The sequence below is a fragment of the Formosa agariphila KMM 3901 genome, assembly GCF_000723205.1.
Classification (GTDB): Bacteria; Bacteroidota; Bacteroidia; order Flavobacteriales; family Flavobacteriaceae; genus Formosa; species Formosa agariphila.
Genome location: NZ_HG315671.1, coordinates 2595092 through 2611535 on the forward strand (window position 1 = coordinate 2595092; position 16444 = coordinate 2611535).

The 16444-nt window shown below is 33.4% G+C and carries 8 protein-coding genes; 1 reads left to right on the forward strand and 7 read right to left on the reverse strand.

What is annotated here, in order from left to right; genetic code table 11:
* Window positions 1–17 precede the first annotated feature (17 nt).
* From BN863_RS10900 to BN863_RS10930, 7 genes are all read right to left on the reverse strand, one after another.
* Window positions 18–1391 carry an FGGY-family carbohydrate kinase gene (locus BN863_RS10900; protein WP_038530468.1) on the reverse strand — a complete coding sequence of 458 codons (1374 nt, stop codon included), beginning with the start codon at window positions 1389–1391 and terminating at the stop codon, window positions 18–20.
* A gap of 15 nt (window positions 1392–1406) precedes the next feature.
* Entirely contained in the window at window positions 1407–2687 is a 1281-nt protein-coding gene (locus tag BN863_RS10905) for a sugar isomerase (protein WP_038530470.1), read from the reverse strand.
* A gap of 114 nt (window positions 2688–2801) precedes the next feature.
* Window positions 2802–4907 carry a bifunctional rhamnulose-1-phosphate aldolase/short-chain dehydrogenase gene (locus BN863_RS10910; RefSeq protein WP_038530473.1) on the reverse strand — a complete coding sequence of 702 codons (2106 nt, stop codon included), beginning with the start codon at window positions 4905–4907 and terminating at the stop codon, window positions 2802–2804.
* Between the two features lie 220 nt (window positions 4908–5127).
* A complete protein-coding gene (locus BN863_RS10915) occupies window positions 5128–6330 on the reverse strand; it encodes a glycoside hydrolase family 88 protein (protein WP_038530475.1) in 1203 nt (400 codons plus the stop codon).
* A gap of 14 nt (window positions 6331–6344) precedes the next feature.
* Complete coding sequence (locus BN863_RS10920; protein ID WP_038530477.1) at window positions 6345–7862, reverse strand: RagB/SusD family nutrient uptake outer membrane protein; 1518 nt, start codon at window positions 7860–7862, stop codon at window positions 6345–6347.
* Window positions 7863–7872: 10 nt separating this feature from the next.
* Window positions 7873–10836, reverse strand: a complete 2964-nt coding sequence (locus tag BN863_RS10925) for a SusC/RagA family TonB-linked outer membrane protein (protein ID WP_197539157.1) — start codon at window positions 10834–10836, stop codon at window positions 7873–7875.
* Between the two features lie 260 nt (window positions 10837–11096).
* The gene (locus BN863_RS10930) at window positions 11097–15209 is read right to left on the reverse strand and encodes a hybrid sensor histidine kinase/response regulator transcription factor (protein WP_038530482.1); all 4113 of its coding nucleotides are present in this window, start codon (window positions 15207–15209) and stop codon (window positions 11097–11099) included.
* A gap of 389 nt (window positions 15210–15598) precedes the next feature.
* On the opposite strand from BN863_RS10930, the gene kduI reads away from it, so the two are divergent.
* Complete coding sequence (gene kduI, locus BN863_RS10935) at window positions 15599–16441, forward strand: 5-dehydro-4-deoxy-D-glucuronate isomerase (RefSeq protein ID WP_038530484.1); 843 nt, start codon at window positions 15599–15601, stop codon at window positions 16439–16441.
* Window positions 16442–16444 lie beyond the last annotated feature (3 nt).

Genomic DNA, 16444 nt, shown 5'->3' on the forward strand with positions numbered 1-16444 from the left:
TAGAAATACTCTATGATTTAACTCACTATAAAAGGCACATGCTTTTTAAGGGCGTAATTTTTTTTAAGAAATTTAGAGTTCAGTTTAGCGTCTGAAATAGCAATTGCTGCCCCTAATGCAGATCCTAACGAAGAATCTGTAGTTCTTAATTTTTTATCTCTAAAATGATGAGCTAACAACTTTATATAAACATCGTTATCGCTGAAACCACCATCGACATAAATTCCAGAAATGGCATCGCTTCCTATTGCTTTTTTAATGCTTTCTATTTGAAGTAAAACCAACTCTGTCATTAACTGATGATAAGCATGTTGGTAATTTTCAAAGTTCATAATTGTTTCCAAAGGCATGGTTTCTGCTTCAATACTTTCCCATTTAAAAGTATGTTTAAAGTTGTCTGTAATTTTTGAATACAAGTCGTAATCAAACTTAACATGGCGGTGATAATCATCGGCAACCCCAAAAGCTTCATCTAATTTCTTTACTTGCAATTTGTATTCATTACCTAAGAATAAACGTGTTGCTTTTACGGGCTTCCCATTTATTCGCATGTAATTAATAGCCTCGTTTCCATCTACTTCGGTCGCAATAGGTTGCTCTGTAAACGGATTAAAAACTATGCTCCACGTTCCTGTAGACACTAATACAAATTTCTTTTTTATACTTCTTACATAAGGTAGAAGTGCGGCAGAGCTATCATGAATACCAACACCTATCTTAATTCGAGTGCCGTTATAATTCATGTTAACACTAGTCTCTGTAGACACTATTGGGGGTAAAATTTTATTAAATCCTTCTTGGTACACCCAACTGTGATAATCTTTTTTTACATAATCCCAAAGTGCAGTATGGCAACCAATACTTGTATATTCGCTTAATGGAATACCTGTAAAAATATAACTAAGATATTGCGGTAAATGCAAGCTGTATTTTATTTTTTTATATACCTCCGGGTGCTCTTTTTTTAACCAATACAACTGTAAACCTGAGTTTAACATACTTAAATCTGAACATCCTGTAGTTTTAAGAAAATCTTCTCTTGGTCCGTAAGTTTCGAAAAAAGAATTTACAATTTGTTGCGGTAACGGCTTTGTATAATTATAAAGTGGTGTTAGCGGATTACCGTTTTCGTCTATATGAACTAAACTTGCACCATAGGTTGAGAAATTAATGGCTTTAACTTCAAATTCCTCAGCTTTAAGAATGCGGTTAAATACGTTTTTTAGCCAAGATTGTAAGGCAGGAAGGTTCTCTGTAGGATGTCCGTCTTCATCTTCTATTTCATCAAAAGAAATATACTCTTTATGTACTTCCTTAAAATCCTTATCGAATAAGAAAAATTTCTTGTTAGTCTTACCTATATCAAATACGGCTGTTACTTTTTTATTCATCAATCCAAAAGTTAATTATAATCCAGAAGCAATACTGTGTTTTCCTCGCTCTTGAATTAAAGCCTCTCTAATTTTTAATTCTCGGTACACCCCTAACGGATTTAAAGCTCCTCCAGATTGCAGTCTTGCTTGTGCTAACAACGGACGTACATCTGTTCGATATGCATTTTGTAAAATTTCTTGACATTTAACGACATCATGCTCTTGTTGAGCTACACGTAATTCGGTTTGATTGACAAGTAGAGCTTTAGCATATGCTTCTTGAATTGCTTCTAGCGATTGCATTAAATCTTCTAACGGATCTTTTATATTATGACTCGCATCTATCATCCAAGATAAATCTGGATTCTGCGGATTGTTTTGCATACCATAAACCAATTCGTTAAAAATTAAAAATAAAGCATAAGGTTTTACACTTCCAACAGTTACGTCGTCATCGCCATATTTACTATCGTTAAAATGAAATCCACCTAATTTACCTTTTAACATTAATGTTGAAACAATTTGCTCGATGTTTGTATTTGGTAAATGATGTCCTAGATCTACAAGTGTATAAGCTTTATCTCCGCAAGCATTAGCAAGCATAAAAGATGTTCCCCAATCTTGAATTACGGTACTATAAAAGTTAGGCTCATAAGGTTTGTATTCTATAAAAAGTTTCCAATCGTCTGGAAGTGTATTGTAAATAGCTTTTAAACTATCTTCTGTATTAGAGAGTGCGGTTTGAAAATTATTCTGACCAGGAAAATTAGAACCATCTGCCAACCAAACGGTTAAGCTTTTAGATCCTAATTGTTCTCCTATTTTTATAACTTCTTGATTATGTGCTATAGCTTGTTCACGTACAACTTGACTTGCGTTACTTAACGAACCATATTTATAACTTTCTTTAGCACCTTTTTGATCTTGAAACGTATTAGAATTTACAGCATCGAATTTTAAATTCAAACTTTTTGCTTGTTCTTTAATCGCGCTATAATCCTCTGGAATATCCCAAGGAATGTGTAAAGACACCGCTCCTGCTGTTTGAGTTAAACTATGTAAAAGCCCCACATCGTCTAACTTTTGTGTTAAATTTGAAGGTTCTCCATAATAAGAAAAACGTCCAAAACGCGTGCCTCCTGCTCCTAAAGCCCAACTAGGAATAGCGACTTGAAATTCGGCAAGACTTTTAATAATTTGTTCTACTTTAATACTTTTTTTATCTAATGTATTGGCTAAAAACTCAAATTGGTTTTGATGCTCTTTATTAGATTTTTTATTTATTTCTGAAATATTGGATTCTGATAATTTCATCTTAATTGATTTTTTTAATAAACCTTTCTATTGATATATTTCAACCTAAGAAAGGTTTTTTTTAACAAACAAACTAAAAAACAAACTAATTACTATACACTGTCTTACACAAACTTACCTAACAAATGCATTAGCCATTCCGCCATCAACATTGATTATATTACCGGTAGATTTATCTAACACACCCACTAATGCAAATACGCCATTAGCAATATCTACAGGGGTAATAATTTCGTTTAATAAATTTCTTTTAGCATAAAATGCAGGTAATTCTTCTACAGTAATTCCGTTTGCTTTTGCACGTCCTTCTGCCCAAGCTCCTTCCCAAATTTTACTACCTACTATTACACCATCTGGGTTTACTGTATTTACTCTAATTTTATCTTTAGCTAATTCTGCAGCTAAAAGACGTGCCATATGTTGTTGCGACGCTTTTGCTGTACCGTAAGCTACATTATTAGGACCTGCAACCAAACCATTTTTACTAGCTATAGAAATGAAATCTCCTCCTAAGTTTTGCTTTCTCATAATTGTTGTAGAAAGCTTTGCAAGATTGAATTGTCCTTTAACTAAAATATTTTGTAAAATATCCCAATCTTTATCTGTTGTATCTTCTAATGCTTTTGATATAGCTAAGCCTGCACTGTGTACAACAATATCTATTCCTCCAAATTCTAAGCATGCTTTTTTGTACGCTGAAGCGATAGAATCTGTATTGGTTACATCGCAAATTGCAGTTGTTGCAATATCTCTTTTATAGGTTGCTTGAGCCTCTTCTAAACTCTCTTCATTTATATCTGTTAGTACAACATTCGCACCTTCAGCAGCTAACTTATCGGCAATAGCTTTTCCTATTCCACCGCCAGCACCCGTTACAAACGCTACTTTACGAGACAGCGGTTGTTCTTTTGGCATACGTTGTAATTTGGCTTCTTCTAATAACCAATATTCTATATCAAAAGCTTCTTGTCTTGGTAATGAAGTGTACGACGAAATCGCTTCTGCTCCACGCATTACGTTAATAGCGTTAATATAGAATTCGCTAGCAACACGCGTAGTTTGTTTATTTTTTGCAAAACTGAACATACCCACACCTGGATAAATAATAATTACAGGATTTGCATCACGCATAGCCGGGCTATTATCCTTTTTACAAGTGTTATAATAATTTGCATACTCTTGTCTGTAAGCTTCAAAAGCTGGTTCTAATTTTTTAAGAACAGCTTCTGAATCGGATAAATCTTCATCTTTATCTAAAGTCAATACTAAAGGTTGAATTTTTGTTCTTAAGAAATGATCTGGGCATGAGGTTCCCATTGGTGCTAAACGTTCTAAATCATTACTATTGATATATTCCAAAACCACATCGGTATCAGAAAAATGACCAATCATTCTGTTTTCCGAAGAACATAATCCTCTTAATAAAGGCATTAATTGTGCGGCTTTTTCTAAACGCTCTGCTTGAGGTAGAGACTCTATTTTTTGTCCACCAAAAACCGATCCTTTTTCAGCAATCTTATTTTCGATGTACTTGGAAGCCATTTCAATAACTTCTAAACTATTTATATAACATTCGTAAGATGTATCGCCCCAAGTAAATAATCCGTGGCTTCCTAATACTATACCTCGAATTCCAGGATTATCTGCTAAACATTTTTCTAATTGTAAACCCAAATCGAAACCTGGGCGCTGCCAAGGCACCCACCCCATAGTATCGCCCCAAATTTCTTTAGTCACCTTTTCACTATCCTCTGCTGCTGCAACGGCTATTAAAGCATCTGGATGTAAGTGATCTATATGTGCAAATGGTAATAAACCGTGTAAAGGGGTATCTATAGATGGTGCTTTACTGTTTAAATCGTAAATACAATGGTTAAAAAGTCCAACCATACGATCTTCATCTTCTAATCCGCCATAAACATTTTTTAAATCACGTAAGCGATCTGTATATAAACCTGCAATTCCTGCACGTGTTAAGGTTCCGATATCTCCTCCAGATCCTTTTACCCACATTACTTCTACATTATCTCCTGTTAAAGGGTCTTTTTCTATAGTTTTACAACTCGTATTTCCGCCGCCATAATTAGTAATCCTTAAATCTGCTCCTAAAATATTTGACCGGTATAAAAATAAGGCGACTTGGTCGTCTCCTATTTCCTCGACTTTATTTTCATCCCATAGGTAATTTACATGCTTAAATTGTTTAACAAGATTATCCATATTCTTATTTTAATAATTAATTGTTTTGTAAATCTAAAAACGATTGAAATGAAATCTATCCTGTATTACACTGTATAAGTAAAAAAACGACCTACTATTTGTTAAATTTCTTTACACTAATAATAAATTTAACCAAAAAAAAATCAAACAACCTTTGGTTTTCATACCTCAAGTTATTTGATTTTTTAAAATAATTCTCCTATAGATTAGAGACTCGATTTTATTTTAAAATTAGATTTTGTTTTCTTTTTAATGCTTCTAAAAAGTAATAATCTCCATACACTATGGGCTCATCTATTTCATCATTTTTAGGCCAATTTCCTGTACTATGATTTAAGATAAATGGTCCGTTAACCGTATCTTTTAAAAGATAAGCTTCAGAATTTAAAGTATTTAAAACCTGTGTTGCAAAATCCAGATAGGTTTTATTGTTTGTATAGGTATATAATTCAAATAATGCCGATGTTACTATAGCCGCTGCCGAAGCATCTCGTGGTGCATCTGAAATTTCAGGATCGTTAAAATCCCAATACGGTACTCCATCTTTAGGAAGATTTTCATGTTCCATATAAAATTGAGTTGTAGCTTCTGCTTGCGCCAAATATTTCGGATTGTTAGTATATCTATAACTCATAGTATAACCGTAAATTGCCCAAGCTTGACCACGTGCCCATGTAGAGTTTCTATCGAAACCTTGATGCGTGTCTTTGGTTTTTACAACTCCAGAAATGGTATCGTAATTAATGACATGAAACACACTATAATCTGGTCTAAACTGGTGTTTTAAAGTGGTATTTGCATGTTGCACCGCAATGTTGTGATATATATTATCGCCTGAAATTTTTGTGGCTTCAAATAACAATTCTAAATTCATCATATTATCAATAATCACAGGAAAATCCCAAACATCTTTATTAAAATCCCATGAACGAATAGATTTTACAGTATCATTATAGCGCGTAATTAAGGTTTTTGCACTTTCTATAATAACATCTTTATAATATTGATTATCGGGATCTTGTTTTAAACCTTCTCCAAAACTGCAATATACTTTAAAACCCATATCGTGAGTTCTGTCGTTCTCTTTCTGATCTTCCATTAAAACCGTCCATTCCTGAGCTTTCACTTTATAGATGCTATCTCCAGTTAGCTCGTGGATTAACCAAAGGTTTCCTGGAAAAAATCCGCTTGTCCAATCTTTAGATGGCACCTTATGCACCACCTCTGGAGCAAGCGACATACTTCTAGGAAAATTATTGGCTCCTACAGGATAATTTACTAATTTTTGAAATCTATTCTCTAAGGACGAATACTGTTTACCTATATTCTGTTCTTCTTTTTTATTCTGTTTAGTTTCAGACTTACATCTCACATTTAGAAATGTAAGCCCTAGAACTAAAACCAAATAAACTAATTTTCTCATAAGTCTATTTTAAATTAATATCCTGGATTATTTGGCATCAAATTAGAGTTTCTTACTAATTCTGGACCCGGTAACGGCAACAGATAATCGCGATTAGCATCAAAATTAGGTTGTGGCTCTAATCCATTAGGACCAAATACTTCGTTTCCTAACTTAAGTCTTTTAATATCATACCAACGTTTAAACTCGAAAGCAAGTTCTATTTTTCGTTCTTCTATTATTATATTTCTTAATTCATCTTGCAATAAACCTTCCGAAATATTCAATGGGTGCATAGACCCTGAACCTAATCGAGCGCGTTCACGTAGTCTATTAACATACGAAACTGCTTCTGAGGATCCTGCACTAATTTCATTTAATGCTTCAGCCGCAATTAACAATACTTCAGCATAGCGCATAGGAATATAGTTGGTGCTAGATTCTCTTCCATTATTACCTGCAAGACCTGCATACCGATAATATTTTGCAATATGTGGACGATTAACCGCTAGGTCTGAATATTCTTCAAATTGAGTATATGGATACACCTCTCCAGATTTGCTGGTAGCTGTAGTATCCAGACTTACAGCGCGTCTGTAATCTTTTGCATCCCAATCTTGATATACCTTTAGGCTAGGAACAGCTACACTCCAACCTTCTCCATATTCATGCGTCGCATCACCTCTAATACCCGTTACAGAAGCCACATAATCCTGTCCGTATCCACTAGAACTAATTTGGCCCATATAATCAATAGTAAATAAAGGCTCCTTTAACCCAGCTGTTTGATTAGCATCAAATAAATTTTGGAAATCAGGCTCCAACCTTAAATCAAATCGGGCTTCATTATTAATAACGAATTGCGCTTCTTCTGCTGCTTTTTGGAAATCGCCTCGAGTTAAATATACAGAAGCTAAATACGCTGCAGCTGTAGCTTTAGAAGGTAATGCTCTTGAAAATTGCGTGTCTGGCAACCATTCTTTAGCATATTGAAGATCTGCAATAATACCTTCGTACACTTCGTTTTCTGGGGTTTTAGAAATCGCATCTATCTCGGAAGCATCAGACACGGCAAAATCAATATACGGTATATCTCCAAACAAACGCACTAAATGATAGTACGTAAATGCTCTACAAAAATACGCTTGTGCAGCTACTGCATTCACTTTATTCTCATCGTCATTAATTAAACCTGCATTCGAAATTGCTTGGTTTGCTGTACCTATTATTGCATATGCCTGTGGCCAAAAAGCACTTACCATACCATTATCGTCTCCCATGGTAAAATTATTCACTTCTTTTCTTCGTCCTGATGTTCCTTGGTCTCCAATATCGGCTAAATCCCCTCTTAAGAGTAGAGTTAATGTTAACTTTCTGCCCCAAAAACTTTCAGTAGACATACTTGCATAACTACCATTAATGGCAGCTTGTAAATCGGCCGTAGTTTTAAAAAATGACTCTGGGGCTAAAATTCCTACAGGATTTTCTTCCAAATCTGAGCAACCTACTAATGTAAGTAGCAGTACAATAAATGTTATTTTATATTTTTTCATGTTTTTCTATTTAAAATTTCATATTTAACCCCATAGTAAAGGTTCTAACGTTAGGGTAGCTACCATAATCTAAACCTATATTGGTATTACTTCTTTGGTTGTTGTCGTTTCTGTAGTTTGCTTCTGGATCTGCGCCAGGGTAATCTGTAAACGTTAATAAATTCTGACCGCTTACATAAAGTCTTACCGTTTGTAGCCCCGTTTTGCCTAAAAAGCTTTCTGGAAGATTATATCCAAACGAAAGGTTTTTTAATCGCACATAGCTTCCATCGTAAACGTAACGAGACGTTATTCTTTTTTCTCGTACCGCTGGCCTAGGAACATCTGTATTTGTATTAGTTGGAGACCATGCATTAACCATATCGGCTGTAGAATTGGCAGCACCAGACCCTAATTCTAATAAAGTATAATTTAGTATTTCACCACCCACAGAGGCTTGAAAAAACAAGTTCATATCGAAATTTTTATATCTAAGATCATTATTAAACCCCATGGTAAAATCTGGAGTAGGATCTCCTATAATCTTTCTATCGGCAGTAGAGATTTCCCCATTTCCATCTAAATCTGCAAACAATTCTCCTCCTGGGTCTGAATCGCCAGACAAGGTCGCTGTGCCTTCCGGAAAGTTTCCACCTTGATATACACCTTTATATTCATAGCCATAAAAAGAACCAATAGCTTCACCTTCTCGTAAGATTTGAGTTTGTCTTTGTAAAAAGTGTCCTGGTGCTGAATCAATAAATAAATCGTCTCCATCTGGTAGTTTCACCATTTTATTTTTATTTCTTGAAAAATTAAAAGCAGTAGACCATGTAAAATCTTGGTTAGTAATGTTTCTTGAATTTATAGAAAACTCATAACCTTTATTTTCCAATTCTCCTATGTTTTGAATTTGCGAAGACACTCCAGAATATTCTGGCAGTGGTCGTGGAAACAGTAAGTCTTCAGTTTTTATGGTATAATAATCGAACGACAACTCGAGTCTATTATCAAATAAAGCTACATCTAAACCTAAATCTAATTGTTTAGACGTTTCCCATTTTAAATTGTCGTTTGCAAAATCGGTTAACACAACTCCATTTACTTGTTGATCGCCAACCACTGCATATACGGACGAAAATTTTGCTAAAGTTTCGTAAGGCGAAATAGAAGGATTTCCTGTTGCCCCGTAACTAGCACGCCATTTCCAAGTAGTTATAGTATTACTATCTTTCAGGAAATTTTCTTTTGCCATATTCCAAGCAATTGCTCCTGAAGGGAAAAAAGCATATTTGTTATTTTTACTAAAGTTGGACGAACCATCTCGTCTAGCCGTAAATGTAAAAATGTATTTACTTGCATATTCATAATTTACACGCCCGAAAACAGAAACCAATTCGGTTTCATTTAAATAAGAACTTGGTTGCATGGTTACTGCTCCTCCTTCAAGATTTCTATAAGACACTTCGTTCGTTACAAAACTTCTCGCACCAGCAAAAGCGCCCTCATTTTGTACTTTTTGATAGGAGTAACCACCTAAAAGCGATAGATTATGCGCTCCAAAAGATTTGTTATAAGTCAAGTAATTTTCAGAAAGCGTATTTGTGGTATTTCTATATTCGAAAGTGGCTTCTCCGCCTACTCCGGCTCCTGCTAAAATGGTAGTTGGTTTAAATTTTCCTATTTGAGTATTTTCAGAACTAAATCCAAAGGTCGTTTTAAACTCTAATCCATCAATAAATTCGTAAGCCGCATAAAAATTTGCTCTGTAGGTGTCGGCTTTACGCTCATCTACACTTTCGGTAGCTAAAGCATAAGGGTTATCGATATCGTCTCCTAACGAATTAATTGTATAGGTACCATCTGCATTATAAATTCCTAAATCCGGTGCAAAACGATAGGCCGAAGAAATAACGTCACCTCCACCAGTACCTCCAGTTTGTGCTTGAGTACTAACACCATCTTTAGTAGAACGGCCACCAAAAACATTTAAGCCTACTTTAAAACGTTTGGTAATATCGACATCTACATTACTCAGAATGGTAAACCGTTCTAAATTACTATTGATTACTACGCCATCTTGAGCAAAATAATTTCCTGAAATATAATATTTAGAATTGTCTGAACCTCCTGAAAATGCTAATTGGGTGTTAGAAATACTTCCGGTAGTATAAATTTCATCTTGCCAATCGGTATTTGCCGGCCCTTGCACATAATTTTCTGAATATGCTTGTCTATAAGTAGCAAATTCATCTGCATCTAAAAGATCTATAGTATTATTAACATGTTGCAAAGAATACGAAGTATTTAACTCTAAAGTAGGTTTAGAACTTGTACCTTTTTTAGTAGTTACCATAATTACACCATTAGCTCCTCTAGATCCATAAATAGCAGTTGCCGATGCATCTTTTAAGACTTCCATAGATGCGATGTCTTGTGGGGCCGGCATACTAGCACCTACAAATCCATCTACAACTATCAAGGCATCACTACTAGCATTAATGGAAGTTCCTCCACGAATACGAACTTTTATAGGGGCTCCTGGTTCTCCTCCATTATTGGATTGTACTTGAACACCAGCAGCACGACCTTGCAGAGCTTGCTCTGCGCTAACGGTAGGATAAGCTGTAAGTTCGGCTGATTTTACAGAAGAAACAGATCCAGACACATCACTTTTCTTTACAGTACCATATCCAATTACTACTATTTCTTCTAATTCATTTTGGTCTACTTGTAAAACCACAGAAATATTTGTTTGAGCTCCTACTTTTATTTCCTGAGTTACAAAACCTAAATAGTTAAATTGTAAAATGGCATTACTATCTGGTACTTCTATATTATAGTTACCATCAAAATCTGAGGTTGTACCACTTGCCGTACCTTTTACAATAATGTTTACACCTGGCAACATCATACCATCTTCGCTAGAGGTTACTGTTCCCGATACATTTTTTTCTTGCGCTTTAACATATGCTCCTATTAATAAGAGGAACATAAATAAAACGCTCTTTAGTTGTTTGTTGTTTTTTGTAGTCATAAACTTTGGTTTTCATTAGTTAACTAAAATAGATTACGACTAAACTCAGAACGATAATTACAATAATTAAAGCGAGTTCAACGATATCTATTTTAGAATTCTTAAATTTCATGAACCAAATATAATGGACTAAAACAGCCTAAAAATTCAAAAAAAGGGGGTTAAAAGTTCAAAAAGCACATTCTAACCCCTTATTTTATATAAAAATCTTAGTTTACTTAAAATTGTTCTGAATATCTATTTTGGTATTGGGATGGCGTTTCATTAAACTTTTTCTGAAAACATTTACTGAAATATTTTGGACTTTTAAATCCAACCTGATAACTGATTTGAGAGATATTAATTTTATTAGTTTCTAAAAGTTGTGCAGCACGTTTTAGTCTAATTTCTTGAATAAATTCATTAGGAGTAAAATTTGTCCAAGCTTTTATTTTATTAAACAAAGTAGTTCTACTAACGCCTAATTCTTGACTAAAAGCTAAAACATCAAACTGTTCGTTTGCCATATTATCTTCTACAATTTTAAAAGCTTTTTTAAGGAGTTGTTCATCTATTGAAGAGATTGTTATTTCGCTTGGTGTAATATGTTTAGCATTTGAAAACTTAGCTTTTAAACGCATTCTGTTTTCTAAAATATTTTTAATGCGTAATCGAAATTCTTTAACATTAAAAGGCTTACTAATGTACTCATCGGCACCACTCTCTAATCCTTCAAATTTATAGATTAATGAACTTCTAGAAGTTAATAATACTACAGGAATATGACTTGTTTTAATATCTTCTTTAATTTTTGAACACAATTCCGTACCTACCATTTCTGGCATGATTACATCGCTAATAATAAGACTCGGTAAATTTTGCTGCGCTAATTTCAAGGCAATTTTGCCGTTTTCGGCTTCTAAAATGTTATAATCGTGCTTTAAGAGATTTTTTATAAAAACGCGTAATGGTTTATGATCTTCAACTATTAAGATAGTAGATTTCTCTTTTTCTGTTATTAAATCTTCAATACTGTCTTCATCAAGAACAGGTAAAGTTTCTAATTGAATTTCATATTGGCTAATATCATCACTTAATTTAAAATCGGATATAATTTCTGAATCTTGTAAATGCCCTCTTCCTAAAGGCAAACTCACTCTAAATATTGTTCCGGGCCTCTCTTTATGCACTAAACGAATTGTTCCTTTATGTAATTCTGCAATATTTTTAGCTATAGAGAGACCAATACCCGAACCTTTGTTATAATTTTTTTGAGGCTGATTATGTATAGGAACTTCAAAGAAACGATTGAAAATCTTGGTCTTAAATTCGTCTGAAATACCTACTCCAGAATCATTAATATCTATATAAATATATTTAGAATCTGTAGTGATTTTTAGAGTTATATTTCCGCCTTCAGGCGTATAGCGAAAAGCATTAGAGATAAGATTATAAAAAACGCGTTCTAATTTGGAACGATCATAGTACACATTAATAACATCACTTTCAGATTCAAATGTGTATGTATAATTTCCGTTTTTAGCGTATTCACTGAAAGAAAAATAAATTTCTTTTAAAAATTTTACAATATTTCCCTCGGCTGCCTGTAAATTAAATTGGCTGTTTTCCAATTTTCTAAAATCCATTAATCTATTGATTAGTTGCAATAAATGGTTTGCACTATTCTCTATAACCAACAATTTTTTATAGACTTTATTACTACCTTTATAATCTAATAATACTTGTTGTAAAGGCCCTAAAATTAAAGTTAAGGGCGTTCGGAATTCATGAGAAATATTAGTAAAAAATTGGAGTTTAGCCTGATTTATTTCTTCATTTCTTTGCTTTTCTATTGACTCTAAGGCGAGCTTATGTTTTAGTTTTGCTTTCGATTTTAAAAAGGAAATTAACGCTATTAAAGCAGTCCCTATACACAAGGCGTATAAGCAGAATGCCCACCAACTGCGCCAAGGTGCTGGATGAACTGTTATATTTAAAATAGTAGGCTGCTCATTCCAAACATCATCATTATTTGCACCTTTAACTTCAAACGTATAATTACCTGCCTGCTGGATTATATAATTTGCTTCGGTGTTACTAGTTACATTCCAGGCTTCTTCCAATCCCAGCATTCTATAGGCGTACTGATTATTAGAACCGTTAATAAAATTAGGAATGGCAAACCGAATGGAGAAATTAGCATTATTATAATCTAAGTCTATAGCTTTTGTAAATGCAATATCCTTTGTTAGAATAGCTTGGTCACCTCCAATGGGAACTGATTCGTTTTTTATTCTGAAATCGGTTAAGATTACTTGAGGGTTATAGTTGTTAAGACTAATCTGGTCTGGTTGAAAAGACACCACTCCCGCTGGACCCCCAAAATAGAATGTATCATTATTAAAATTTAAACTGGAGTTATCGTTATATTCATTACTGATTAACCCATCGGTTTGATCGTAAATGGTAATATTTTTGGTATTTAAATTATACTTTACCAATCCTTGATTTGAACTTAACCAAAGGTTCTTATAGGCATCTTCTAATACCGAATGTACCGAATTAACTTTTACTCCATTGTGTTGAATATCTACTTTTTCGAAAGTTTCTCCTTTGTAAACATAAAATCCACTGGCTTTAGTACCTACCCAAATATTGCGATTACTATCTTCAAATACAGTTAATATGTCCACTCCAGAAATCAGTTCAGAATCGAAAAAAAACTGTTTTATTGGTATTTTTTCTTTATCTATATTAGACAAGGCCATTACATTTAATCCACTTTGCGTACCCAACCAAACCCTTTGTTTTGAGTCTATAAACAGAGTACGCACCCTGTTATTTGTTAAGGAGTATAAGCCCTCAGGTTCTGTAGTGAGTTGTATATAATTTTTGGTTTCGGTATTGTATCTAATTGCGCCTGAACCAAAAGTTCCAAACCAAATAATTGAGTCGTTTTCTTTTTCAGTAAAATATACACTCGATTCTATGAAAATATTTTTTAATTCGTCTGGAAAATTATTAGTTCTAACTGTTTTCGTGTTATAATCGTATAAAAATGGCAACGTATTAAAACTACCAACCCAAAGCGCATCATCAACTATTTTTAATGATTTTATATTATCACTTAAAAATCCTTTAGTATTCTCTGAATTAATATAGATACTTTCATCACTTTTGAAATTATATTGCGTTATTCCTCCGCCTTCAGTACCAAAGAATACGAGACTATCTTTACTTGCTGCAATAGACCCAACAACATTGTAACTTAATCTTAAAGATTTTGAATTTTGATTGAAATTGATAAAATTAGAATTTGATTCATCCCAAAGATGTAAACCGCCATAGTAACTACCCGCCCAAACAGAACCATGCTTATCTGTAAATATGGTTTTAATTTTATTCAAGCCACTATAATCTGAAGATTTTTTACCTATATGTTGTACGTCTCCATCAGATTTCAATATAAATATACCACTGTAAGTTCCAATCCATAAATTATTATGCTTATCAAAATTAATTGCCCTAATATCTAGATTTACATCTTTAAAATCTGGTGTATTTTGATAAGATATTAAGGTAGTAGTGTTGGCTTTAATCATGTATAAACCACTGTTTTTTGTAGCCACCCATAAATTGTGGTTTTTATCTTCTATAATATCTTTAACATGTAATTTATAAGGTCTGATGTCCTTATTTTTTTTATAATTTATAGTTTGAAAAGAAATTTGCTCTGCATTTCGGGATATCAATTTACAAAGCCCATTATCTGTTCCCACCCAGATATCGCCATTTGTTGATTCAAAAATGCTTGTTACAAATAGGCCAGGAAGACTAGATTTATTTTTTTCATCTGATAATACAGAAGTGAAACCTTCTGTTTTTTTATTATATATAGCTAATCCGTTTAAAGTTCCAATCCAAATTTCATTCTTAATTTCCTTTAATTTCCAAATGGTATTTGACGGTAAAGATGTTGACTCATTTGAATGAAAATAGCGCTGAAAGCGATTGGTTTCTGGATTATATTTATTTAAACCATTATATGTGCCAACCCATAACATTCCTGAACGATCTTCTGCTATCGATAAAATATCACTATTGCTTATAGAGGTAGAATCTTCTGGGTTATTTCTGTAAATTTTAAAAGTATGTCCGTCAAATTTATTTAATCCATCTCTAGTACCAACCCATAATTGACCTATTTTATCTTGTTCTATATCTATTACTGAACTTTGTGACAAGCCATCAATAGGTGTAAACGATTTAAAAACGAAATTACTGTTTTGAGCTTTTAAGCTTATAGCCAAAAAACTAAATAAAATTACACTAAAGACACCAATGTTACGCATGTATAAAATTTAAACACCATATTAATAATTATTCATAAAACCAGATTTGAACATAAGCTAGAACCACATAAAAAAGACTTATTGCCTTTTAATAGATATGCCTTGTTTACAGAAATTTTGCATCTATATTAAAACAACTAAACCTATTTAAATTACAATAATATTATAGCTATTTGAATGTAAGATTAACCCCATAATATAAACCGATTAAAATTACTGATTTTACAATGTATATAGTTCTTTTTCGTACAAAAATAGGGTTCCAAAAGTACATTTAAAGTATTATATCTCAATAATACTAAGCGATCTCATGATTTTCAACTAAGTTTATAACTAATAATTATTTAAACTATAAACTCAATATTAATATAATAGAAAACATAACAAACATGAGCACAAAGTATGAGAGTCGTTATGCCTCAAGCCCGCAAACAGTTAAGCAATACGACACCCAAGAATTACGCAACGAGTTTTTAATTGACAACTTGATGCAAAATGACACCATTAATTTAACCTACACGCATTACGACAGATACATAGCAGGATCTGCGGTACCAACCTCTAGTCCTTTAACTTTAGAGACTATCGATCCTTTAAAATCAGAGTATTTTTTAGAACGTAGAGAATTAGGTATTATTAACGTTGGCGGGACAGGAAGTGTTACCGTTGATGGTACAGTGTACGAATTAGGTTTAAAAGATGCATTATATGTAGGTATGGGTAATAAAGACGTTGTGTTTGCTAGTGATGATGCTAGTAACCCAGCACAATTTTATTTAAACTCGGCTCCGGCACATACTAATTATCCGACTAAAAAAGTTAGTAAGGCAGAAGCCAATAAAATTGAATTAGGAACTTTAGAAACAGCCAATCACCGTACGGTAAACCAAATGATAATTGGTGGTATTGTTACAACATGTCAATTACAAATGGGAATGACAGAACTAAAGACAGGAAGTGTTTGGAACACTATGCCGGCCCATGTTCACAACCGTAGAATGGAAGTGTATTTATATATAGATATTCCTCAAGATCAAGCTGTATGTCATTTTATGGGAGAACCTCAAGAAACACGTCATATTTGGATGCAAAATAATCAAGCAGTTATTTCTCCACCTTGGTCTATACACTCTGGTTCGGGAACTTCAAACTATACCTTTGTTTGGGGAATGGCAGGAGAAAATTTAGATTATAACGATATGGATGTTGCAAAAATAACAGAATTAAGATAAGAC